Raw genomic sequence first — 23951 nt, 5'->3', positions numbered from 1 at the left:
AGCTCCCAAGTAGCTAACTTCTGGCTCATTGTTCAGGTTCAATTACTTAGTTAAGTGCAATTATTAATTTTCACTCAACGCTAAGTTACTGAAATGGAGAAGGATCGCCCTCTCCTACTCGTAATATTTCAATACTGTCATTAGAAAAATCAATGACAGTGGTGGGGTGTTCCCCTAAATAGCCACCGTTGACGATTAGGTCAACTTGATGCTCTAATAAATCTCGAATGTGCTCAGGATCGTACTCTGCCATTTCTTGGCCAGGCATGATCAAACTGGTGGACATTATAGGCTCTGCCAGTTCAGTCAACAAGGCTTGTGCAATAGTATTATCAGGTACTCTAATACCTATTGTTTTCTTCTTAGGGTTTAACAAGCGCTTAGGCACTTCTTTACTGCCTTTAAAAATAAAAGTATAGGCACCTGGGGTGTTATTTTTTAGTAAGCGATAGGCAGTATTATCTACTCGGGTGTATTCTGATAATTGTGATAAATCTTGACACACTAGCGTAAAGTTATGGTCCTTACTTATCTCTCTGATATTACAGATACGCTCCAAGGCTTTTTTATCACCTAAATGACAGCCTAAGGCATAACCTGAATCTGTTGGATAGACAATCACGCCGCCATTTCTTATAATTTCTGCCGCTTGTTTCATCAAACGACCCTGAGGGTTATCTGGGTGTACATAAAAAAACTGACTCATGAAACTTTCCTTTACCTTAAAAAATTGATCGCTACATTGGTATTGTTTACCCGTAGCAATGATTCCTTGCAACTACAGCAGAATTTTACTCACTAGTCTTATTGCCACTGCGCCCAAACAGGTTTTGCACCTACTGGCATAGTGAGGTTTCGCCCTAAGTCGCTCCACTTATTAGGATAATGAAAATCAGATCCCATGGAAGCCAATAAATTGTACTCTTGACAGTAAGCCAACATTTTAGCTCTTTGTTCTGGGTTCATCTGCGGCAATACCACTTCTAAACCATCACCCGCAACTTCGCTAAAATGAATAATTAACCGTCGTAACCACTTAGCTGACAAGTCATATCTGATAGGGTGCGCCATAACGGCACTGCCGCCTGCTTGATGAATCGCTTTAACCGCTTCTTCAATACTACACCAGTTAGGCTTTACATAGGCCCGTTGCCCTTTAGAACCTTTCTTACCAATGTATTTATCGAAGGCTTGCTGCATTGTACTGACATGCCCATCCCGATGAAGGATCTTAGCAAAATGAGCCCGGGTAATAGAGCCTTGCCCGGCCAATTCTTTGGCATCGTGGTAAATAGTAGGAAAACCACATATCGCTAGTTTTTCACCCATTGAAATAGCGCGTTGTTCTCGTGCTTGTTGTTGCCTTACTATCAATGTTTGTAAGTCACTATTAGTCTTATCAATATTTAGACCGACAATATGAATTTCAAAGCCTTGCCATGCAGTAGATATTTCGATGCCCGCGATCAACTTAAGTGGAATTTTTTTATCTTCTATATGCTTTTGCGCTATATCAAGACCGGCGACAGTATCGTGATCTGTGATAGCTAAAACATCAATTTGGAAGTTACTCGCTCTATCGATCAAGCTTTGCGGCGATAAGGTACCATCAGAGTATGTTGTATGACTGTGTAGGTCGATACGCTTATGGGCAAAACCTTCGGTTTTTACTATCTCATGAGGGAAATCAGTGGTTGACAGCAAAGCCATAATAAGGTCTTCTATAGGGGTAATCTTAGTATTAAGATAAGTTTACTGATAACGAGTAAATAATGATACTCTTTCCTTTATTATTAATCGAAATTAGATAAGCTTAAAGTCAATAAAGTAGTACCGCTAAAGGCGCTTTATAATGAACACAGCAATTAACAACATAACATTAATTTGGTGGTGGCATAACTCGACATAATTGGGTTGTGATAATTGCGTACATCTTAAAAAAGATTAAACAAATTTCAAAAAGACCCGCTCCTGTTAGCGGGTTTTTTGCGTTAAAGCGTTAGAGAATTAAAGAATTAACAAAGGGTTTTAAAATGAATAAAACAAAAACATGGTTTATTTGGTGGCTGTTACCTATTTACGCAGGCTGACAACTTTTTATTTAAATAAACTTATAGAAGAATTTAACATGACACAAAATTTATCCAGTACTAATTTACCTAGTACTAATTTACCTAGTAACAATGATGCATCCCTGATAGGGGTTAACACCGTATTAGAAAGTAGCGGCTACCAGAATGATCCGTTAAGTGTTTACCAATTATTATGCCACCAACAGCAACATAATATTTTATTAGAATCTGCCGAAATTGATAAAAAGCATTTATTAAAAAGCTTATTACTCACTGACGCAGCAGTAAAGATTGTCTGTAATGGCAATACCGTTACTTTTTCTGCCTTATCATTAAATGGTGAAGCAGCGGTCAACTTCGCGGCAGAGCAATTAGCAGAACATGCTCAAGTAGCCATCGCTGATGATGGAAAATCCTTTCAAGCAACATTTGCCCAAGTCGCTCGTGACCTTGATGAAAAGGCGCGCTTAAGTGCAATAAACCCCTTACACAGTTTACGGATATTCAATCAATTTACCGATGAAAAAAGTCACCCTTTCTCAGTGTTTTTAGGGGGCGTTTTTGCCTTTGACCTTATGGCAATAGCCGAAGACTTACCTGACGTAGCCAACGGTGATAATACTTGCCCTGATTTTGTTTATTATTTAGCAGAAACCTTGGTCATTATTGACCATGAATTACAAAGCACCGAAATCATTGGTAATACTTTTAGCTTTAAAGACGAAAAGAAAGCGATACAAAGTCAATTAGCTATAGATAAGCGTGTTGCACAAATTAAGGAGATACTTGCCAGCTCAGTAGATGCCAAGCAAGTATCAAAATTCAGTCCTTCATTTTCCGATATTGATGAACAAGTAAAATTAAATGAAGAATTACAAGTAGATATTAGTGACGAACGTTATTGTCAGATAGTTGAGCAATTAAAAGAAAACATCAGAGGGGTGATATTTTTCAAGTGGTGCCATCACGCACATTTACCTTACCCTGTTACGACTCAATTGCCGCTTATAAAGCACTAAAAGTTAGTAACCCAAGTCCGTACATGTTTTATTTAAAAGACAGTGACTTTTGTATTTTTGGCGCCTCGCCTGAATCTGCATTAAAATATCAAGCCAGCAATAGACACGTAGAAATTTACCCGATAGCTGGAACGCGACCACGCGGTTTTGATAAGCAAGGTAATATTTCATTAGACCTAGATAGTCGTATTGAACTTGAGCTTAGGCAAGATAAAAAAGAGTCTGCCGAACATATTATGCTGGTTGATTTAGCGCGCAATGATATTGCTAGAGTTTCCCAACCGGGTACTCGTTATGTTGCTGATTTACTGAAAGTGGATCGATATTCTCATGTGATGCACTTAGTTTCTCGGGTCTGCGGTACATTACAAACAGATCTTGATGCGTTGCACGCGTATCAAGCTTGCATGAATATGGGCACACTTTCAGGTGCACCAAAAGTCAAAGCGACGTCACTGATTCGAGAAGTAGAAGGTAAAAGACGTGGTAGTTATGGCGGTGCGGTAGGTTATTTAACTGGCACCGGTGAAATGGATACCTGCATTGTAATCCGCTCAGCCTTTGTTAAAGACAATATTGCCCAAGTTCAAGCCGGTGCTGGTGTTGTTTACGACTCAGACCCCATTAGTGAAGCCAATGAAACCAAACAAAAAGCGCAAGCCGTTATTAATGCTATTGCCACTGCCAATGCTTTAGCAAAGGAGCAAGCCCATGACTAAATTATTTATGCTCGATAACTTGGATTCCTTTACCTATAACCTTGTAGACGAATTTCAATGTTTAGGTTTTGAACCCAGTGTTTATCGCAATACCCTCAGTGCTGACTTTATTTTTGACAAAATGCTCGAGCACACTAAAAAAACGTCTGAGCCGGTATTATTAATACTCTCTCCAGGTCCTGGGGCGCCAAATAAAGCCGGTTGCTTAATGGCACTGATTAAAAAGTGCGCTGGCCGTATCCCTATGATGGGAATTTGTTTAGGTCATCAAGCATTAATCGAACATTATGGCGGCCGTGTCGACAGAGCTGATGAAATTGTCCATGGTAAAGCCTCCAATATCAGCCACTCGGGTAATGGCCCTTTTTTAAACATACCTAACCCACTACCGGTTGCCCGTTATCACTCATTGGTAGGTAAAGATATCCCGCAAACCCTAGATGTTATCGCCGACTACAATGGCATGTGTATGGCTATTAGCCGTGAAGAAGATGCAATTTTAGCGTTTCAATTTCACCCTGAGTCAATATTAACAACCTTTGGTGCTACTTTATTAGCACAAAGCATTCAATATTTACTTGAGCTAGCGCCATCGCTCAGCAACAAAGTAACGGGAGCATAAGATGAATGGTTCACAAAATATATATTCAACAAGTACTGGCTCCAAAGAGACTAGTTGCAAAAATAGCGGATTATCAGATATCAAAATAATATTACCTACCTTAGTTGATAACCGTGATTTAAGCCAAGCGCAAAGTCATGATTTTTTTCAGCAAGTTCTACAAGGTAATATAACGCCAGCATTAATGGCAAGTGTCTTAACTGCACTGAAGATAAAAGGTGAAACACCGCAAGAAATAGCAGGTGCAGCCATTGCTATACGCTCTGCTGCGACCACATTTCCTGCGCGCACTAATGACGAGATTGTTGCTGATTGTGTTGGCACTGGCGGCGATGGTGCTAATACTATTAATATTTCTACCACGGCAGCAATTCTAGCCGCAGCATGTGGCTTAAAGATGGCAAAACATGGTAATCGAAGTGTCTCTAGTATGTCTGGCTCTGCTGATTTACTGGAAGCCTTTGGTGTTAATTTATCCATGTCACCGGCAACAGCTGCTCATTGTTTAGCGCAAACGAACCTATGTTTTTTGTACGCACCTGCCTATCACTCTGGTTTCAAGCATGCAGGTCCCGTGAGAAAAGCTATGGGTATTCGCACTATATTTAATATCTTAGGACCGCTAGTCAATCCCGCTCATCCAAACATTATGTTACTTGGCGTTTATACCCCCGAGTTATTAATGCCCATGGCACAAGCGCTACAACTTACCGGTGTGCAACGTGCTTTTGTTGTACATGGTAGTGGACTAGATGAAATTGCTTTGCATGGCGATACTCAGGTTATTGAAATTAACCAGGGTGAATTGATTGAACGTACTTTTACGCCACAAGACTTTGGTTTAAATAATTACGCCCTTGCAGAGATTGAAGGTGGTACTCCACAAGAAAATGCCGATATCATTAAAGCTATTTTATCGGGTCAAGGACAGGATGCCCACAATGCCGCGGTAATCATAAACTGTGCAGCGTTATTGTATTTACATAACAAAGCTGACTCTCTCAAGCAAGCTGCGCAACTTGCCAGTGAAGTACTTGCCTCAGGTAAAGGCTTAGTTACCTTGACAGCCTTAGTTGACTTATCTAATAAAGAGCCGAATCAAGAGCCGAATCAAGCGCCGAATCAAGAAATTAATCAAGATTCCTCCTCAAATTCTAGTGCAAAAAAGGCTGAAAAATAACATGAATACCAGTAATAATGCCTCAGCAGAAAAAAACATTCTCGAGCAAATAGTCGATAATAAGCGCATTGAAATCGCAGCATTGAAATTGAGTAAACCTTTAGCCACTTTCATTGATGAATTAGTGCCGACGACTAAAGATATGTACGCCGCATTAACCAGAACAGCAGAGAAACCCTACGCAGGTTTTATTCTGGAATGTAAGAAAGCCTCACCTTCAAAAGGACTTATTCGCCAAGACTTTGATGTAAAGGCCATTTGCCAAGTTTATGATAAATACGCTGCTGCTATCTCGGTGTTAACCGATGAAAAGTACTTTCAAGGTACTTTTGACTACCTAAAAACAGTGACTCAATCGGTAAAGTGCCCAGTACTTAACAAAGACTTTTTCATCGATAGTTATCAAGTGTACTTGGCAAGATATTACGGCGCAGACGCTATATTATTAATGCTCAGTGTCTTGTCCGATGAAGAATACCTTGAGTTATCAAAAGTTGCAGAGCGATATAACTTAGCGGTGCTAACGGAAATTTCGACCGAAGATGAACGCGATAGAGCGATAAAACTTAATGCCAGAATGATCGGCATCAATAATCGAGATTTACGGGATTTAAGTACCGATATAGCGCGTACCTTTGATTTTGCCCCAACCTTGCCAGACGATAGAATTATCATTTCTGAGTCCGGTATCTACAATAATGCGCAAGTAAGAGAATTAGCGCCTGCTGTTGACGGTTTTTTAGTGGGTAGTTCTCTGATGGATCCTAAAAACAATGCTTATCAAGATATTGACTTAGCCTGTCGAAAGCTCATTTACGGTAACAATAAAGTTTGTGGCTTAACTGACGCTAAGTACGCGAGCGCAGCTGCTGATGCTGGAGCACGATTTGGCGGCCTCATCTTTGCAGAGAAGTCACCTCGTTATGTGACTAAAGCACAAGCTCAAAGTATTATTCAAGCAGCGCCAAAATTAGAATATGTCGGCGTTTTCGTCAATGAAGAACGTACTGAAATTATCGACTTAGTGAAAACATTACAGTTAAGTGCCGTGCAACTGCATGGTAGTGAAGATAATCATTATATCGCAGCTTTAATTACTGAGCTTGCACAAAGTGGTTGTAGTTTTTGTCAAGTATGGCAGGCAACTCCAGTAGCACAAAGCGTACCTCTGCTTAATGAGAGTGTGAGTCATCACATACTTGATGGCCAAAGTCCTGGTAGTGGTGAGTCATTCGATTGGCAAGTATTAGCCTTAAGTGAACAAAACTTATCAAATAGCTTTTTAGCGGGAGGGCTTAATAATGACAATATTAGTCAAGCCCTTGAGCAATTAACCCAGGTAGATTTATTCGGCCTAGACCTAAATTCAGGTGTAGAAGATAGCCCTGGTATCAAATCAAGCGAAAAACTTAGCCAAGTATTTTCGCAAATTAGGAATTATTAAGATGCTAAATAATATTAAAACTGGTGAGAAATCATCAAAAAAAGAAACCTTACCCGCCTATTTTGGTCAATTTGGTGGCATGTATGTCGGTGAATTATTAGTCCCCGCATTAGAGCAGTTAGAGCAAGCTTTTATTGAGTCGCAAACCGATGAAGCCTTTTTAACTGAGTTCAATAATTTATTAACCAAATATGCCGGGCGACCTACACCATTAACTTGTTGTCGAAATATTGTAAAAAATCCACTCGCTAAAATTTATTTAAAACGTGAGGATCTATTACACGGCGGCGCCCATAAAACCAACCAAGTGTTAGGTCAGGCCCTGTTAGCTAAACGCATGGGTAAAACTGAAATAATTGCTGAAACAGGCGCGGGGCAACACGGTGTTGCCACCGCAATTGCTTGTTCATTGCTTGGCTTAAAATGTAGAGTGTATATGGGCGCAGTGGATTGTGCGCGACAACAACCCAATGTTTTTCGTATGGAATTAATGGGCGCAGAAGTTATTCCGGTAACGGCTGGCTCAGGCACGTTAAAAGATGCGGTAAATGAAGCACTTAGAGATTGGTCGGCAAATTATGAAAACGCTCACTACTTATTAGGCACTGCCGCTGGCCCACATCCATTCCCGACCATAGTTAGGGAATTTCAAAAAATGATTGGTGAAGAGGCAAAAGCACAATTTTATGAGGAAGAAGGTCGTTTACCTGATTATGTTATTGCCGCGGTCGGTGGTGGCTCCAATGCCATTGGTATGTTCCACGACTTTATTCATGAAGAAGGTGTCAAACTTATCGGCGTTGAAGCCGGTGGTAAGGGTATTGAAACCGATCAGCATGGTGCAACGCTTGTAGCCGGTACGAAGGGGATGTTGCATGGAAACTACACCTATATAATGCAAGATAAGCATGGCCAAATTCAAGAGTCTTACTCTGTATCTGCTGGTCTTGACTACCCTGCGGTAGGCCCACAACATGCCTTCTTGAAAGATACCGGTCGAGCACAATATGTCGCCATTAATGATGATGAAGCGTTAGCTGCATTTCAAGAATTAGCCAAAAAAGAGGGCATTATACCTGCACTTGAATCAGCTCATGCCCTTGCGCAAGCTTTAAAAATGGCAGAAGCAGCCACGACAGAAACTATTTATCTCGTTAATCTATCAGGTCGTGGTGATAAGGATTTGGCTCATGTACAGGCTATTATTTCACCTGACAAAGCTGCATCAGTAACAAAAGTGAAGCATAGAGGAGAGGCATAATGTCACAGTCAAATATTCAGCAAGCCGGTGCTCGTTACCAAACAGCGTTCGCTAACTTAAAAGAAAAAAATGAACGAGCTTTTATCCCTTTTGTTATGATTGGCGATCCGAATGCTGAGCAATCTTTTGCGGTTATTAAAAGTTTAATCGATGCCGGAGCCGATGCATTAGAGTTAGGTATTCCTTTCTCTGATCCAAGTGCCGATGGTATAACAATTCAAAGAGCGGCCCTTCGCGCTCTAGGTGCTGGCATTAACACCGACATCTGCATTGAACTATTAAAACAAGTTCGAGCATATGCCCCGCAAATACCTATTGGCTTGTTACTGTACGGTAATTTAGTTTTTGCCCGTGGTATTGATAGCTTTTATCGTGATATGAGCGATGCTGGAGTAGATTCAGTCCTCATAGCCGATGTACCTATTCGTGAGAGTGAACCGTTTAGAGAAGCGGCATTAAAACATGGTGTTGCCCCTATTTTTATCGCGCCGCCTAACGCCAGCGATGATACTTTACGTGCAGTATCATCATACTCTAGAGGTTACACTTATGTATTAAGTCGCGCCGGTGTCACTGGCGTAGATAATGCTGAAAGTCCCAAAAACTCTGTCACTAGCACGGCCCATAAATTAATCGAAAGTTTAGTTAAGTATCATGCTGCACCACCGGTTTTAGGTTTTGGAATATCAACACCTCAACAAGTTAAAGCAGCGCTTCAAGCAGGTGCCCTTGGTGCAATTAGTGGCTCTGCTGTGGTCAAGATCATTGAAGATAATTTAACTGATAATAGTAAAATGATCGCTGAGCTAAGTAACTTTGTTAGTGATATGAAAGCGGCTACTAGAGAGTGGACAGCTAATTAAGTTTTATGTTAATAAATAACTTTTTAGAGGTAAAATGATAATAAAAAAGGAGCAATGATATAGCTCCTTTTTTATTAGATAAATTTATTTGTCAGGCTAAACCCTGAGCATTCGAATGGACAAAAATGCAATAACCAGTGTTAAAGCAATGAACAGCAGTGCTAACACATAATATGGGGCTCGCTGTAATTTAGCTTTAAGGCGGACAAACAGATTGTGGCTGCTATTGCTTTTACTCGGGATATTATGAAAAGTTGATAGTAAGACATTAAAGAGCAGCAACCAAAGACAACCAACAAAACTTAATATAGCGAGGGTGTTACTCGCCTGGGTTGGTGAGGATGTTTGCAATAGTTGATTGGCGATTACACCACCAAGAAATACTGCCACTAGATAACTCAATTTACGAAACGGCTGTAGTTTTGTAGCAATGTGTTCTAAAAATTCTAACATTAATTGCCCCCTATTCAGTTAACTAACCTCAACTCTGGATAATGAATGTTAATTTTTGTAAGTACTTATTTATTATCAATAACATAGCATAAACACCTATGCTATAATTTTATTTATTCGTCTCAACATTGATAGTTTTGGTGAAAACAAGGCGGTATTACGTACCCAATAACTGGTTATTGGTAGGAATACCAACGCTGATATCGCCCAATACCAAATCCATTAAGTTAGTTCCAACTCAGAGCTTGCCAGCGGTTTGAGAACAAATAGAATTTTTTTGCATATAGTCACTCTATATGAAAGAAATTCTGTGTGGTTATCGAATTGCTGGTGAGCTCCCAAAGGGCGAGTTTAAAAGACTTATATGCTGCGTTATTGATTTTGATAAGGACGCTGCATGGATGCAGCTTATTAGAGAATGCAGGAGCTTATTCTCCTGAATAACCATTATCTACAATCAATGCCTTGCCTCTAAACCTTTTAACTCTCGCTGAGTGCGAAGAAACTTATTGGAATTGGTATGAAATAGCTTTTTGAGTAACTTTGCTTATCCAGAGTGGAGGTTAACTAATACCAACATCCAAGGATAAGCTATTATCTCAACCTGCGATACCCGGTTGGGAGTATTTAACAATGAGCTGCTTATAGTGAGTAATGAAAATAAAGCACTTAACAGCAAGTGGTTAATCAAAGCAATACAGCGAACCAATACCTAAAAAATTTCAGTTAGATAATTTAGCTAAACACTTCAACTAAAAAATATTTCTAAACGCGCATAAAAAATGCGACTCATTAAGTCGCATTTCTATACTAGCTTATATGGTGCATCCTGCACACATATTTAATGATCTCACCTCTTCCTTGAAAAACCTTCCTTAGTATATCCTTTATGAGTCCACTCATATCCATGATAGGAAGTTAATACCTTCCCATTAATCATCCTTAATTAGTGTCTTCCTGACAACCTAGTCCCTATGCAACACTCCTTTGCCACACCTTTTTAGTAATCGTCCATAATTACTGTCTTCTTGGCCTTGGTTATCCATTCCAATAGCCACATCCTTGATCTCTTTATCATTAATCAGCGCCTCCCTGGCTCCAATTTATCGATAAACTATCCTTAGTTAATATCCATCATAGTGGCATCCTTCCACTAGGCTTCATCCTTAAAGCCTCCTTGTAAACCCTATCCCAAATCACACAATGTATAATTTAGAATTGAAGCATCCTGCTTTAGGTTTTCTTTTACTGCTTGCGAGCATCCTTACAAACATCTTCCATGAACTGCATCCGTTGCATCCATTTACTCATCCATAAGTTATATTACTGTCCTTAGTAATTCCTTAAGTTGCCTTGATTCCATCTTAGCAACATTCATCTTCCGTAATTGCATTACAAGTAATGCTGAAGCCCCCTGCTCCTTGTCTTCCTGACCTGATTAATAGTACACCTAAAACTGCCGTAACAAGGCTGATTAAGGAAGCCATATTAAAATGTAAAAAGACTGTAAACACAGGCGATGCAACTAAGTGGTTATAAATCAGTTGGTTGGATGATTTCACTTCTGTATTTTAGCAAGCATTGCCAATATATCTTACAGTGATGTAAGACATGTCTTACAAAAAAAATAGCACTTTGTCGGTGCTATTTTTTTTGTGCTCAAGTAATGAGGGGGATAAATCGAAATCTGGTGTTAAAATGACCCCGTATTGAGGGTTATTCTACTTTTGCTCTATGATGAACCATCACAGCGCCACAGACATTGCCGACAGTAACTTCTTTCACTGTATGATAATCAACATGCTTAAAAAATTCTTTGAATTTTCCTGATGTGGCATAAACAGCTACACCTTCACTATCGGGGTGCTCATCTAGCACAGTGTTAACCGCAGCCATTAAATAATGACCAAAGCCATGCTGTTGGTGTAAAGGGTGCACGGCTATAAAGGATAGGAAATGAAATACTTTTAGGGGTACTGCAGCTAATACATCTTGTTCTTTTTGCATCATCTGCTTAGTACTAAAATAACCCGCGTTTAATAACATCTTCAGTCGCCAATGCCAAAACCGCTCACTTGTTAAAGTATCATCAGGGCTATTAATACACGCAACACCAACCATGGTCTCACCTAAGTACAAACCAACCATAGGCTGCTTAGCTTGCCAGAAGGCATTGAGTTCCTCCCTTATCGCGCCACGCAGTCGTTGTTCATAATCTTCTTTATCGCTATTAAATATCTCTAGAAACACAGGATCATCGTGGTAAGCTTGATATAAAAGTGACGCGGCTAATTTTAGCTCATGGGCACTTAAATAATTCGCGCGAATATCAACACCATGACTTTGATTGCCTTCAATATTATTTTCTACCGAAACCGTTTCACTCATTATATTCTCCTACTCTGACGGTGGATTATTTAATAGAACATCTCACCATAACAGTATATTTTCAAATAGGTCAAATTTAATTAACCTCGCAAGGACTTTTACCTTTGAACTAACGGGCAAAAAAATACCCCGCAAAGCGAGGTATTTTAGAATATATACCCAAGCTACTTGAAGCTGAAACCTGTATCTTCATGCAGTTTGGATATAGAGCCATGAATGATTTAGTTGGCTTTTACCTTGCCATTTTTTAAATAGTCGCCACCATTGCCGGTCTGAACTAATTGACCATTAATGAACTGTAAAAAAGTACATTCATCTTTCGTTGTTAAGCCGTCTTTATGTTTACGCTGGGTTCGATAATATAAAACACGTACGGTGTCCTCACCTTCGGTATAAGTCTCAGAAAAATCAGCTACCCCTAACTTCTCCTGCATATCCATAAAAGAAGACCCTAACTGAACTTTGGCAATTTTTTTACGGTTATTATAAGTACGATCTTCACTATCACTAATAAAGCCGTGATCGATACCATCGTCATTTATTTTGATAACACAACCAGATATTGTCATAGCTAGTGGGGCTGCGATAAGTAAAGCGATTAATGATTTTTTCATGTTGATATTCCTAATGTGCATTTTAATATTTATAATTATTCTCCCTCTCCAATTAGCAAATAACAAGCCAACTAATTAAGTAATTGAAATTCATACTGTTTTTAAAAACAAGTTAATAAATAGAAGACATTATTAGTTATATTGGCTAAAATATAGTTAAATTAATTAGCTATTAATCAGTAAATAATATGAACCTTACCAATGAAATTTTAATCTGTGCAAATCAACTTGCCAATGCAGGGAAAAAGCCAACTGTAGCGCTAGTAAAAGCGAAGCTTAGCCAACGAGTACCTTTACCCCAGTTAATCTCGGCATTAAAAAACTGGCAACACCAGCCTGATTTTATTACGGCAATAAATCCCCCTAATGACGAACAAGTTAGCCAAGAGCTACCAAAAAACAATACCGCTGAACTGATAGAATCTTTACTTGAAAGTGGCGCGGTAAAAAAGGTAATTAAACAGTCCTTGAAAGAAGAGCTAACGATAATGAAAAGTGAATTGTCAGAAATGAAGTTACTCATTAAGAATTTATCAGACCAACTTAATCAACGCAAGTAGCTTGGCCTTTACTTTTGCCTTGCCGTTATTTATCTGCAGTTAAAGGGCTTGGCGTTAGTTGACCGATAAAACTACCTAGTGAGTCGCTCAGCTTTTTATGTGGCTTACAACCAACACGTTCAACCCATACTTCTCCATTTTCGTTATCAATGGAGATGATCATGTCTGCTTCATCGGTAACCGCAAAGAAAACAGTTTCGGCTTGCTTTAATCTCTGTTTCATCATGATGTGACCAATAATATTTTCTTGTAATCGATCAAAGTCTGCTGTATTCCAAGCAAACAACAGCGATAACTGCCCTTCACTGCACTGGGCGTCAATATCACCACTAAACATGGTGGTAAAGTACGTTTTAATATCCTGATGTAATTCAATTTCTAAGGCCGACTCAACATTAGCAAAAGATAGCGCTATCGGATTTTCAACTGAGTTATCATCATTATTCACGGCAACAGCTTGCCAATAATGGTGACTGTCATCATGAGGTCCCAATTCGCAAGGCGACGGCCAAAGTTCATCATGCTCCCTTATCGGTAAATGACCAACAATTTCGAGATAATGTTGACTGTAGTTTTTACCAAAGTTTAAAAGCGATCGCGCTAAAGTTATATTTGTAGATGTCATATAAAGAGAAGATCCTTTAAAATAGCAAGATACTAGCTCACTACTGAAAAATTTATGGCCAATTATCAAAATGCAATTGAACTAAGCAAGTTAAAACTGGGGAAAAGTACGCAATATTGCAGCGAATATACCGCAGATTTACTGCAAGGAGTACCTAGAAGTTTAAATAGGGACGACTTAGCACTAAATAAAGGCAATTTACCTTTCGTTGGTGAAGATGTCTGGTATGGCTATGAATTGTCATGGCTTAATGCAAAAGGAAAACCGGTCGTCGCGGTTGCTGAATTTCGGTTTGCTTGCACCAGTGAAAATATTGTTGAGTCAAAATCATTTAAGCTGTATTTAAATAGTTTTAATCAAACTCGCTTTGCCAGTATCAAAGATGTTGAGCAGATATTAATCAAAGATCTATCAAAAATAGCCGGCTCACCCGCTAAAGTCAGTTTATTCGGCGTAGAACACTGCCCGGGTCTCAACATAGTTAAAAGTGCGGATAACAGCTATTGTATCGATGGTGAAGACATTAGTGTCGATAACTACCAGTATGATGCAAAGCTACTCACTAAAGCACAAGACAAAAAAGAGAGCGAACACGTTGAGGAGCATTTAGTTAGTCATTTATTAAAGTCTAATTGCTTAATTACCAATCAGCCTGACTGGGCTAGTATTTATATTCATTACCGCGGTAAGGCAATAAACCACGCGGCTTTGCTACAGTACTTAATCTCCTTTCGCCAGCATAATGAATTTCATGAACAGTGTGTGGAAAGAATTTTTTGTGATTTACAAACATTCTGCCAACTAGAAGAGTTAACCGTATTCGCTCGTTATACCAGACGTGGAGGGTTGGACATCAACCCATTTAGAAGCAGTCATATTGAACATGCCCCTTTCGCGAGAACATTGCGCCAATAAATATCAGCCTTTAGACCTATGTGTTATAGCCGTAATAAAAAGGTACTTGAATGCCTATGAAGCTATTCAAGTACCGTTTTATTATTCTTCGGCTTTAGCTATTATTTTTTTCTGGAAAATCAACACCGATCCATGCCTTGAAAAAGGCTTTTTGTGCTTTACTTGCTTTAACTATAGGAACCACCTTTAGCTTGTTTTTAGCTATAGCCGCTAGTTTTACCTGGCTAGTCGCTAATTTATCTCGTCGAAAATAAGTGATATCAATCGTTTGCTCTGGTTTAAAGTCTTTTAAACGAGTTAACAAGTCTTTATCATTTATGCGTAAACCATCAACGGCAACAATCACATCTTGGGTAGTTAACCCTGCATGCCATGCGGGGCTGTTTTTCTCGACCGATGAAATGACTAGCCCGTTATTACTTTGCTCAGTTTTAATGCCAGTCCACACTTTAGTTTCTTCAGCTGAGTTATCATTTGTCTTTTTAGCGTAGCTCATCTCTAAACCAGCACTAGCAAGTAAGGTAGTAAAATCAATTTCAAGTGTGCCGTGAATATTTTTTTGCCACCAAGCTTTATAGTCGCCGCCGGTGATTTGTTTTAATAGTGTTATAACATCAGTTTCATTATAGCTTTTAGGTAAGCGATATTGCTGATAGAGCTCGTTATGAATATTACGGTAGCTTTTCGCCAACGATGTTTTAGTCAAAATATCAGTATCAAGTAACCAAGAAGCTAAAAAGCCTTCCGCATAGATATTTACACTATGATTATTACCGTAATCCCCACCTTCACTTATCCACGCATCAAAGCTTGCCTGCGCCACACTTTGACTTGCTTGACCGGGTTTATGTAAATGAGCCGTTATACGTTTAGCCAGTATGGTCAGGAATTCATCTACCGTTATTAAACCGCTACGTAAGAGCAATTGATATTGCAAATAACTGGTTGAACCCTCAACTAGCCAAAGTAAGTTGGAATAGTTTTCTTGTTGGTAGTCATAAGGGACTATTCCTTCAGGACGGTACTGCTTGACATTCCAAGTATGAACGAACTCATGTGCGGCAACAGCAATAAAGCTAATATAATCTTTACGCGTTGAAAAGCTATAACGTGAGCGCTGAATAATAGTCGAGTTCACATGCTCTGTGGCCCCGCGAGCACCACTTGTTGCATGTACCATAAAGACATAACGTTCAAACGGGTAGCCTTGCCAAATATGCTTGCTTTGTCTTACCAATACCTTCAGATCTTTTACCATCTTCGCACTATCAAAATTACCTTCACCCCAGATAACTAATTCATACTTTCGATTATCGACATTAAATTGATGATGCTCGTTAATGCCCGTTTCAATTGGCGAGTCGATTAACTGGTCATAATTACTAGCGATAAATTGATGGCTATTTTCACCGGAATTAAGTCCTGAAAAGCTACGCCATAATTTGGGAACGTCTAACTGAACTATGTGCTTTAAAGCACGACTTTCGGCACTATACATCACGATAGCAGAGCTATCTAAAAAAGCGTGACTGTCATCAATGTGACGAGTTCTTTTCGCCAGTTGATTGGCATATACCTGATAGCTTAGGTGAATTTCTTTCGCTTTAACACCGCTAACCTGCCAAGTATGCTTGTCAATTTTACGCCAGTTAAGTTTATTTCCTTGACTGTCTTGTGCGCTAAATTCACGTATACCATTAGCTAAGTTTAAAGTTTCATAGCGTCCAGTTCGCCAAGTAGGTAGATAAAAATCAATACGTTCTGTTTTTACGCGATCAAATTTCAGCTCTACTGTAGCCAGGTGATGCTCCGGCTGAACTATGCTGATATTGACTTTCACACTGGCATGAGCGGATATTAGTTGTACAAAAAATAAAGATATTGCTATTATTAATTTAATTTTATAGTTAAACACTTGGGTGACGTCCTCATTATAGGGATACAATGTTGTGATGCTTAGATACTGCTATTTTAACAACGATGAAATACGAAATGCTATAAAAAATTAGTCAGCCATAACAAAAGTTAATTATTTGAATTTCAGATTGATAAATAACACTTTTATGTATAAATTATCTTATACTAAGTACTATATTTCTGACGAAGTAATTAAAAGTCATTAGCTTTACTTTAATATTGAAAGCAAACACACTAAACATCTCCCCTACATTTAGGATAAATCTGTTTTATGAATGACAGTACGATTGCCAAAAAGCAGCTTGTGGCACTAAAAAGAAAGCTTGATAGCGCAATTGAGTCTCGTAGTTCACTCCAAGAAGATTTCAATCAGCAATCAAGCCTGTTCATTCAATTTATTGCTAAATTATCCCTTATTTCTAAGGGAATTGATCTTGAGTTAGACAATCGTTTAGCGCAACTCAGAACCTTATTTAACAAATCAGCTCCTATCAGTGATATTGAAACTAAAATCAATGTCATTACTAAATTATTGCAATACCATAGTCTTACCAATGAAAAGAACATTCTCCATATACATGAGCAGTTTAATCAAGCAGGCTTGATCTTACAAAAAATTAATGGTCTACCTGATGATTTACGAAGAGATTTACGTTCGCTATTAAAAGAGACTAAAGAAAGTAAAGATGCCTTAATTCAATATATCCCTTTATTAAGTCAACTATTAACTTTTTATCACCATGCACTAAAAGCTAAGAATGGTATACCTAAACAAGGCCTATTGCAGACAACCACGGTTACTTCTGCTTCAAGTAAGCAGTACAGTGAAAATGAGCAAATAATTAGTAGCGCTATCCTTGAAAAAATATCCTTATCATTAAGCGATTTACCCCTTTCTAACTCACATATGAGTGATTTATTAGCCATAAAGAAAAAACTCTTGGTTGATAGTTCTCAGGGGGAAGTACTTCAGCATGTTATAGATATTTTTGATGTCATTGTTGCCGACTTTAAAGATGAACAAAATAGCGCCAAGAATTTTTTAACTCGCTTAAGTGCCACCTTATCAACCGTACAAAGTGCCGTTAAAGAAACTATTGTCATACAAAGAGACAATCAGAATACCAATGACAAGATCAATAAAAAGCTACAAGTCCAGCTTATTGAGATGACAGATAGCGTTGAAAGAGCATCATCATTAAATCAAGTAAAAGAAGACATTAATGAGAAGTTGCAATTTATCGCCAGTACATTAGAACAAAAATCAAAGTTTGAACAACAAAGCCAGCAAAAATTAGCGGATAAACTGCAAGATATGTCAGCTAAGGTCGAACAACTTGAAGCACAAAGTAAAATATTTGAAGAGAAACTTGCTAACCAACAAAAAAGAAGTATGCAAGATGCCCTTACTAAACTCGGTAATAGAGCGGCTTTTGATGAGTACTTTGCTAAAGCAATGGTACGTTTTCATCATAAACCTTTCGAATTAGCACTAGTGGTACTCGACATTGATGATTTTAAGAAAATTAATGATAACTATGGACACACCGCTGGCGATAAAACCCTGCAAGTCATCGCGAATACTATACTGAACCACGTCAGCAAAGACGTCTTTGTTGGTCGCTATGGTGGCGAAGAATTTGTATTAATTTATTCTAAAATCCAGGAAAAGGCCCTCATAGCAGAGCTTAGTGTTTTAAATAAATATGTCGCTCGCTTACCATTCAAGTTTAAAAGCAACAAGGTAAGTATCACCTTTTCCATAGGTGCTACTCATATAAGGGCTGATGACAATATTCATATAGCTTTTGAGCGTGCCGATGAAGCCATGTATAAAGCGAAAAAATCGGGTAAAAACCAAGTTGTGTATATAAAATAATTAACCATATAAAACCCAATAATTATGCTGATAAAAACCTCGCCTGATAAAGCTATATTTCATCATAATTATAAAAAAAGCATAAAGGAGTGAGCTATGCATATTCAAATTAATCCTGTCGGCAATATGAACTTGCTTTCACAAGCAGAAGTAGATCAACTTCAACAATCAGTGACAAGCTCTTTATACAAACTTTACCGAAATTGCTCTCTTGCTGTACTTAACGCTGGGTCGAATACCGATGATGCAGAAGAGATATATCAGCAATACCTCTCCTTTGAAATCCAAGTACTTAGGCGTGAGCGGGGTGTTAAGATAGATTTAACAAACCCTCCAACCCATGCCTTCGTTGATGACAAAATAATTCGCGGCATTAGAGAGCACCTGTCAGCTGTTCTTCGAGACATCCTTTTTCTTCACAGCCGTTACAGAACAATGCCAAGCTCTTCAGAAGACATTACTGATGCCACTTTCGATATCCTAAGAAATGCCAATGCTATATTACCCGAAACAGAACCTAATTTAGTGACGTGTTGGGGTGGCCATTCAATTAAACATAATGAGTACAAATACACTAAAGATGTCGGTTACCAACTAGGTCTTCGGGGGTTTAATATCTGTACTGGTTGTGGTCCTGGGGCAATGAAAGGCCCGATGAAGGGAGCGACTATAGGGCACGCCAAACAACGCAATAAAGAAGGTCGCTACATAGGTTTAACTGAGCCAAGCATTATTGCTGCAGAGCCACCTAATCCAATAGTGAATGAATTAGTCATCATGCCCGATATTGAAAAGCGCTTAGAAGCATTTGTGCGAATTTCACATGGTATTATTATTTTTCCCGGCGGTGCGGGCACGGCTGAAGAATTACTCTACATTTTAGGTATTATGCTTAATGAAAAAAATACCGAGCAGCAACTTCCTATAATTCTTACTGGGCCTTCAAGTGCCATTGACTATTTTAATGAGATAGACGCATTTATAGGTGCTACTTTAGGTGAACGAGCACAATCGCTCTATGAAATTGTCGTTGACGATGCCGTTAAGGTTGCCCAGTTGATGAAGAGTGGTCTTGATAAAGTATTGGCACACAGAAAAGCAACCGGTGATGCCTACCACTTTAATTGGTCCCTAGTCATTGAAGAAGAATTTCAGCACCCTTTTGAGCCAACCCACGAGAATATGGCCGCGCTAAGTATTAGCTATGAACTACCCACAGCAGAGCTAGCGGCTAATTTACGCCGTGTTTTTTCAGGCATAGTCGCTGGTAATGTAAAGTCAGGTGGCATAAAAGCTATTCGACAGTTTGGTCCTTTCGAAATATCCGGGGATAAGAAAATAATGGTCTTAATGGATAAATTACTCGCCTCCTTTGTTAGTCAACAACGGATGAAGCTTCCTGGTAGTGAGTATACCCCCTGCTATAAAGTCATTGAGGGTTAACATTGTCAGCTCATTTAATACTCATTGATGCCCTAAACTTAATTCGTCGGGTGTACGCTGTGCAAGAGCGTCCTTTTAAACAGATAACCCAGCAAGCCGGCGATGAGCTGTCGAGCAGTACAGTAAAACAAGTACTATTTAACACCCAAAAAACGTGTGTGAACGCAGTAATAAAAATTATTGAACAGCATAAACCGACTCATGCATTAGCCGTTTTTGACAGCCAGCAGCCTTGTTGGCGCTATCAGATTTTTGAAGGCTATAAAAAAGGTAGGAAAAAAATGCCTGAGCATCTGGCCAATAAATTAACCCAGATGCAAGATGCCTTTATGGCACAGGGAGTTGACTCATTAACTTCCGATGAAGATGAAGCGGATGATCTTATTGCCACGTTAGCCGTAAAAATGGCGCTTCATGGCCAAAAAGTTACCATTATTTCAACTGACAAAGGCTTTTTATCATTACTTCGCCCTAATATTCATATTTATGATTACTTTAATCGTCGCTACCTCGATGAAGAGCATGTACAAAACAAGTTCAATGTAAAGTCATCTCAACTGATAGACTTTTGGACCTTAACGGGTGACAACACCAATAAAATTGAAGGTGTCGCTGGTATTGGCCAAGTAAATGCGGCAAAATTACTGAATCAATATGGTTCATTAAAAGCCATGCTCAACGCAAGCGACTTAAAAGCGACAATTGCAGAGAAATTAACCAATAGCGTTGAGCAGATGGATTTGGCCAGAAAACTACTCACATTAAAGCAAGATATTCCTTTAGGCTTTAATTTAAAAGATATACGATTAACAACACCTTCACCTGAGCATGAAATTAATGATAATATAATTGCCATTAATGGTGATAGAAACTCATTGTAAAATCAGTTTAATTATAAAAGAAAAATAACTATGAATAAGAAAGTAATCGGCCGAATCCTACTTGCACTAACGGTTTATGCCGCTTTTGTTGCCCTTGTTGTTACCTTTTATGATGATAGTCCAGATCAAATGAAATGGGATGATAGAGAAACTTATAACCGCCAATTTATTGCTAAGATAAAATTAGAAGAGTTCACTTTCGAACAAGCCCTATCTCAGCTAGGCAGCCCTGACTTAACCGAGGCGAGAAAAGTTGACGATGTTAATTACCAAGTCATGTTTTATCGGACTCAGCATGTAAAATCCGATGGTATTACCACACAAGACGAATGTAGCTTCTTATTGTTTATCAATGGCACCCTCAAAGAGATAGGTTTAGGAAATAACTACCCAGAACAATGGGGCATCATTAAAAACCACCCCAACATCGGTAAAAAAGCCCCTATTATAGACTAAAGTCAGATTGATACGGCCTGCGATCCCCCCTACTATCTAGTATTAAATGACGAACGCGCTTAAATCCCCCTTTTTGGCGTTCGTGATAAAATCTTTCAAGCTCGCTTACAGAGTGATGTCATGATATAAAATACCTCAACAAAGCACTGAGCAGACCACTTAATGCCCCGGTATGACTTAGCGATTTATTTCCAGGAAAAACAGCAACAATTTATTGTCTGTCTTGCCTTAAATCGGAGCAAGTAATTACTTAAATATTGACGCATTGTGCCCATTATAAGTAATAGAGCAGAGACGAACTCAAGGTGCTAAATCAGATTTTTTTTCAAACAAATTGGAACAAGGTGAACTTACATGACTAAACAAACCATAACGGTAATTCCTGGCGACGGTATCGGTCCAAGTATTATCGATGCAACCCTTAAAGTACTCGATAAAGCCGGCTGTAATTTTGAGTATCAATTTGCTGATGCAGGCTTAACAGCCTTAGAAAAGCATGGAGAATTAGTACCTGAAGAGACCCTTAAGCTTATCGCAAAAAATAAGATCACGTTGAAGGGACCATTAACCACGCCTATTGGCGAAGGCTTTACCTCTATCAATGTCGCCTTACGCAAGCAATTTAAATTATATGCAAATTTACGCCCGGTATTGTCATTTAAAGGCACTAAAGCGCGTTATGAAAACATTGATATCATTACCGTTAGAGAGAACACCCAAGGTATGTATTCAGGTGTTGGTCAAGTGGTCTCTGAGGATGGTACTGAAGCTCAAGCAATGAGTATTATTACCCGTGATGGAGCTGAAAAAATATTAACCTTTGCTTATGAAACTGCCCGCAAACAAGGCCGTAAAAAAGTAACCGCTGTTCATAAAGCAAACATTTTAAAATCTACTTCAGGCTTGTTCTTAAAAGTTGCCCGTGAAGTAGCTCTGCGATACCCTGACATTGAATCAACCGAAATGATTGTTGATAACTGTTGCATGCAACTGGTGATGAACCCAGAGCAGTTTGACGTCATAGTAACCACTAACTTGTTTGGCGATATTATATCTGACTTATGTGCCGGCCTAGTTGGCGGACTTGGCATGGCGCCAGGTGCCAACATCGGTGAAGATTGTGCAATTTTTGAAGCTGTGCATGGTAGTGCACCTGATATTACCGGAAAGAATATAGCAAACCCTACGTCAGTGATGTTAGCGGCAATTCAAATGCTTGAATACTTAGATATGAGCGATAAAGCAGAAAAAATCAGAGCTGCTATTACAGATGTTATTGCCTCTGGTGATAGAACCACAGGTGATTTAGGTGGTAGCCACGGCACAACTGACTTCACCCAAGCAGTACTTGAAAGACTATAAGCCTTAGTTTCTTAAGACTTAGCATTCAAAGCCTGATACAAAAAAAAGCTATCTAGTTAATTAATAAACTAGATAGCTTTTTTATTTATCATTCGTTCAGTTGTTTAAAAAAACACTAACAATTAATCTTTTTCCTTCAACGGCGCCGGAGAAAGTAAACGCGCATGTACCGTGATCTCTTCACGATCATAATAAAGGTGCTTCGCGTAAAGCTCATATTTAACATTATGTTCGCCAAACGCATCTTTAATCGATTGTAGATCATTGGTGACTTGTTGGTATCGACCTTTCATTGGTAGCTTTAAGTTAAATATCGCTTCTTTACAATAGCCATGCAACAGCCACTTACTCATTAGCTTAGCGACACGTTGTGGCTTTTCTATCATATCACATACCAACCAATGGACATTTTGCTTCATTGGCACGTATTTAAAACCATCCATCATCTTATGCTTTACTTGCCCCGTTTCCATTAATGACTCAGCCATAGCACCATTATCTATTGCTGTAACCATCATGCCACGACGCACTAATTGATAAGTCCACCCTCCAGGAGCTGAACCTAAATCGACAGCATTCATACCGGAAGTTAGCCGTTCATCCCACTCATCACGAGGAATAAAGTATAAAAATGCTTCATCAAGTTTCAAAGTGGAACGGCTTGGTGATGCGCTAGGAAACTTTAATCTAGGAATACCCATTACATGTGGAGAGCTATTACGAACTAATGAAAACCCTAAAATAACTTCTTGGCCACTTAAAAATAAGGCATGTAAGATAGCGCCATCGGGATCATCGGCAGAGTTATTACCTTTTTGGGTAAGTATTTTGTTTTTACGTAATGCTTGGCGCAAAGGCACTGAGAGCTTACGACAAAACTTACTTAAGGTTTTGCCATCATTATCATCAGCCATTTCCATACGTAAATCGCTATATTGCCATTTAGAGCCTAGCGCTTCAATAATAGCTTCAACACGATTGTAGTCAGGTAATGCGATGGTATCAGTTACTGTGATAAACCACTGACGGGCAAAAACAAGTCGCTTAAGAGGCAACTTATTCATTAATTCTTCACCATGTGCACTTTCTTGTAGATGAAAAAAGACTATGCCTTTATCTTTCTTTAGCTCTAAATAGCCATACATTTCATTCCAAGCCGCTTTGTCTTGGATTTCTGCGCCACACTCTTTTTCAAAGCCTGGACGACAAAATAATACGATGGAAGTCATATGTTGTTTTTACCTTGTATATCTTATGGCCGAATATACTGTGGACCAA

Annotated in this window: 20 protein-coding genes and 1 pseudogene; 13 read left to right on the top strand and 8 right to left on the bottom strand. The window is 39.0% G+C overall.

The window, feature by feature from the left end; translation table 11 throughout:
* Nucleotides 1-85 precede the first annotated feature (85 nt).
* Both F580_RS0101660 and F580_RS0101655 read right to left on the bottom strand, forming a co-directional pair.
* Nucleotides 86-706, bottom strand: a complete 621-nt coding sequence (locus F580_RS0101660) for an L-threonylcarbamoyladenylate synthase (protein ID WP_019025957.1) — start codon at nucleotides 704-706, stop codon at nucleotides 86-88.
* A 98-nt stretch (nucleotides 707-804) separates the two neighbouring features.
* Nucleotides 805-1710, bottom strand: coding sequence for a PHP domain-containing protein (locus tag F580_RS0101655; protein WP_019025956.1), 906 nt, complete (start codon nucleotides 1708-1710; stop codon nucleotides 805-807).
* Between the two features lie 418 nt (nucleotides 1711-2128).
* On the opposite strand from F580_RS0101655, the pseudogene F580_RS23725 reads away from it, so the two are divergent.
* The 6 genes and pseudogenes from F580_RS23725 (at nucleotide 2129) to trpA (ending at nucleotide 9180) form a co-directional block, all read left to right on the top strand.
* Nucleotides 2129-3810: pseudogene (locus tag F580_RS23725) on the top strand (anthranilate synthase component 1).
* Nucleotides 3803-4432, top strand: coding sequence for an aminodeoxychorismate/anthranilate synthase component II (locus F580_RS0101645; RefSeq protein WP_019025954.1), 630 nt, complete (start codon nucleotides 3803-3805; stop codon nucleotides 4430-4432). The pseudogene F580_RS23725 and the gene F580_RS0101645 overlap by 8 nt, the downstream one beginning before the upstream one ends.
* Nucleotide 4433: 1 nt before the next feature.
* Nucleotides 4434-5612: an anthranilate phosphoribosyltransferase gene (trpD, locus tag F580_RS0101640; protein ID WP_019025953.1), complete on the top strand. Its 1179-nt coding sequence runs from the start codon at nucleotides 4434-4436 to the stop codon at nucleotides 5610-5612.
* Nucleotide 5613: 1 nt separating this feature from the next.
* A complete protein-coding gene (trpCF, locus tag F580_RS0101635) occupies nucleotides 5614-7056 on the top strand; it encodes a bifunctional indole-3-glycerol-phosphate synthase TrpC/phosphoribosylanthranilate isomerase TrpF (protein WP_019025952.1) in 1443 nt (480 codons plus the stop codon).
* A 1-nt stretch (nucleotide 7057) separates the two neighbouring features.
* On the top strand, nucleotides 7058-8317 hold the full coding sequence (gene trpB / locus F580_RS0101630; RefSeq protein WP_019025951.1) for a tryptophan synthase subunit beta: 1260 nt from the start codon (nucleotides 7058-7060) through the stop codon (nucleotides 8315-8317).
* Complete coding sequence (gene trpA, locus F580_RS0101625; RefSeq protein ID WP_019025950.1) at nucleotides 8317-9180, top strand: tryptophan synthase subunit alpha; 864 nt, start codon at nucleotides 8317-8319, stop codon at nucleotides 9178-9180. Before trpB ends, trpA begins: the two co-directional genes overlap by 1 nt.
* A 96-nt stretch (nucleotides 9181-9276) precedes the next feature.
* On the opposite strand, the gene F580_RS0101620 is transcribed toward trpA, so the two are convergent.
* From F580_RS0101620 to F580_RS0101610, 3 genes are all read right to left on the bottom strand, one after another.
* Nucleotides 9277-9633 (bottom strand): hypothetical protein, encoded by a 357-nt coding sequence (locus tag F580_RS0101620; protein ID WP_019025949.1) that lies wholly within the window; start codon nucleotides 9631-9633, stop codon nucleotides 9277-9279.
* A 1716-nt stretch (nucleotides 9634-11349) separates the two neighbouring features.
* Nucleotides 11350-12021: a GNAT family N-acetyltransferase gene (locus F580_RS0101615; protein WP_019025948.1), complete on the bottom strand. Its 672-nt coding sequence runs from the start codon at nucleotides 12019-12021 to the stop codon at nucleotides 11350-11352.
* A 221-nt stretch (nucleotides 12022-12242) separates the two neighbouring features.
* Complete coding sequence (locus F580_RS0101610) at nucleotides 12243-12635, bottom strand: DUF3192 domain-containing protein (RefSeq protein ID WP_019025947.1); 393 nt, start codon at nucleotides 12633-12635, stop codon at nucleotides 12243-12245.
* A gap of 188 nt (nucleotides 12636-12823) precedes the next feature.
* On the opposite strand from F580_RS0101610, the gene F580_RS0101605 reads away from it, so the two are divergent.
* Nucleotides 12824-13195 (top strand): hypothetical protein, encoded by a 372-nt coding sequence (locus tag F580_RS0101605; protein WP_019025946.1) that lies wholly within the window; start codon nucleotides 12824-12826, stop codon nucleotides 13193-13195.
* A 25-nt stretch (nucleotides 13196-13220) separates the two neighbouring features.
* On the opposite strand, the gene syd is transcribed toward F580_RS0101605, so the two are convergent.
* Nucleotides 13221-13820 (bottom strand): SecY-interacting protein, encoded by a 600-nt coding sequence (syd, locus tag F580_RS0101600; protein ID WP_019025945.1) that lies wholly within the window; start codon nucleotides 13818-13820, stop codon nucleotides 13221-13223.
* A gap of 54 nt (nucleotides 13821-13874) precedes the next feature.
* On the opposite strand from syd, the gene queF reads away from it, so the two are divergent.
* Nucleotides 13875-14735: an NADPH-dependent 7-cyano-7-deazaguanine reductase QueF gene (gene queF / locus F580_RS0101595; protein ID WP_019025944.1), complete on the top strand. Its 861-nt coding sequence runs from the start codon at nucleotides 13875-13877 to the stop codon at nucleotides 14733-14735.
* Nucleotides 14736-14829: 94 nt separating this feature from the next.
* Here queF and F580_RS0101590 read toward each other — a convergent pair whose 3' ends face one another.
* A complete protein-coding gene (locus F580_RS0101590; protein ID WP_019025943.1) occupies nucleotides 14830-16650 on the bottom strand; it encodes a M61 family metallopeptidase in 1821 nt (606 codons plus the stop codon).
* A 273-nt stretch (nucleotides 16651-16923) separates the two neighbouring features.
* Here F580_RS0101590 and F580_RS0101585 point away from each other — a divergent pair, with 273 nt between their 5' ends.
* The 5 genes from F580_RS0101585 (at nucleotide 16924) to F580_RS0101565 (ending at nucleotide 22673) form a co-directional block, all read left to right on the top strand.
* A complete protein-coding gene (locus tag F580_RS0101585; protein WP_019025942.1) occupies nucleotides 16924-18531 on the top strand; it encodes a GGDEF domain-containing protein in 1608 nt (535 codons plus the stop codon).
* Nucleotides 18532-18627: 96 nt separating this feature from the next.
* Nucleotides 18628-19974, top strand: coding sequence for a nucleotide 5'-monophosphate nucleosidase PpnN (ppnN, locus tag F580_RS0101580; protein WP_019025941.1), 1347 nt, complete (start codon nucleotides 18628-18630; stop codon nucleotides 19972-19974).
* Nucleotides 19975-19976: 2 nt separating this feature from the next.
* The gene (gene xni / locus F580_RS0101575; protein ID WP_019025940.1) at nucleotides 19977-20855 is read left to right on the top strand and encodes a flap endonuclease Xni; all 879 of its coding nucleotides are present in this window, start codon (nucleotides 19977-19979) and stop codon (nucleotides 20853-20855) included.
* Nucleotides 20856-20885: 30 nt separating this feature from the next.
* Nucleotides 20886-21311 (top strand): DUF3192 domain-containing protein, encoded by a 426-nt coding sequence (locus F580_RS0101570; protein WP_019025939.1) that lies wholly within the window; start codon nucleotides 20886-20888, stop codon nucleotides 21309-21311.
* 354 nt (nucleotides 21312-21665) lie between these two features.
* On the top strand, nucleotides 21666-22673 hold the full coding sequence (locus F580_RS0101565) for an isocitrate dehydrogenase (protein ID WP_019025938.1): 1008 nt from the start codon (nucleotides 21666-21668) through the stop codon (nucleotides 22671-22673).
* Nucleotides 22674-22795: 122 nt separating this feature from the next.
* On the opposite strand, the gene rlmM is transcribed toward F580_RS0101565, so the two are convergent.
* The gene (rlmM, locus tag F580_RS0101560; RefSeq protein ID WP_019025937.1) at nucleotides 22796-23902 is read right to left on the bottom strand and encodes a 23S rRNA (cytidine(2498)-2'-O)-methyltransferase RlmM; all 1107 of its coding nucleotides are present in this window, start codon (nucleotides 23900-23902) and stop codon (nucleotides 22796-22798) included.
* Between the last annotated feature and the right edge of the window lie 49 nt (nucleotides 23903-23951).

The organism is Colwellia piezophila ATCC BAA-637 (assembly GCF_000378625.1).
Classification (GTDB): Bacteria; Pseudomonadota; Gammaproteobacteria; order Enterobacterales; family Alteromonadaceae; genus Colwellia; species Colwellia piezophila.
This window is presented reverse-complemented; position numbering and strand designations above follow the sequence as displayed.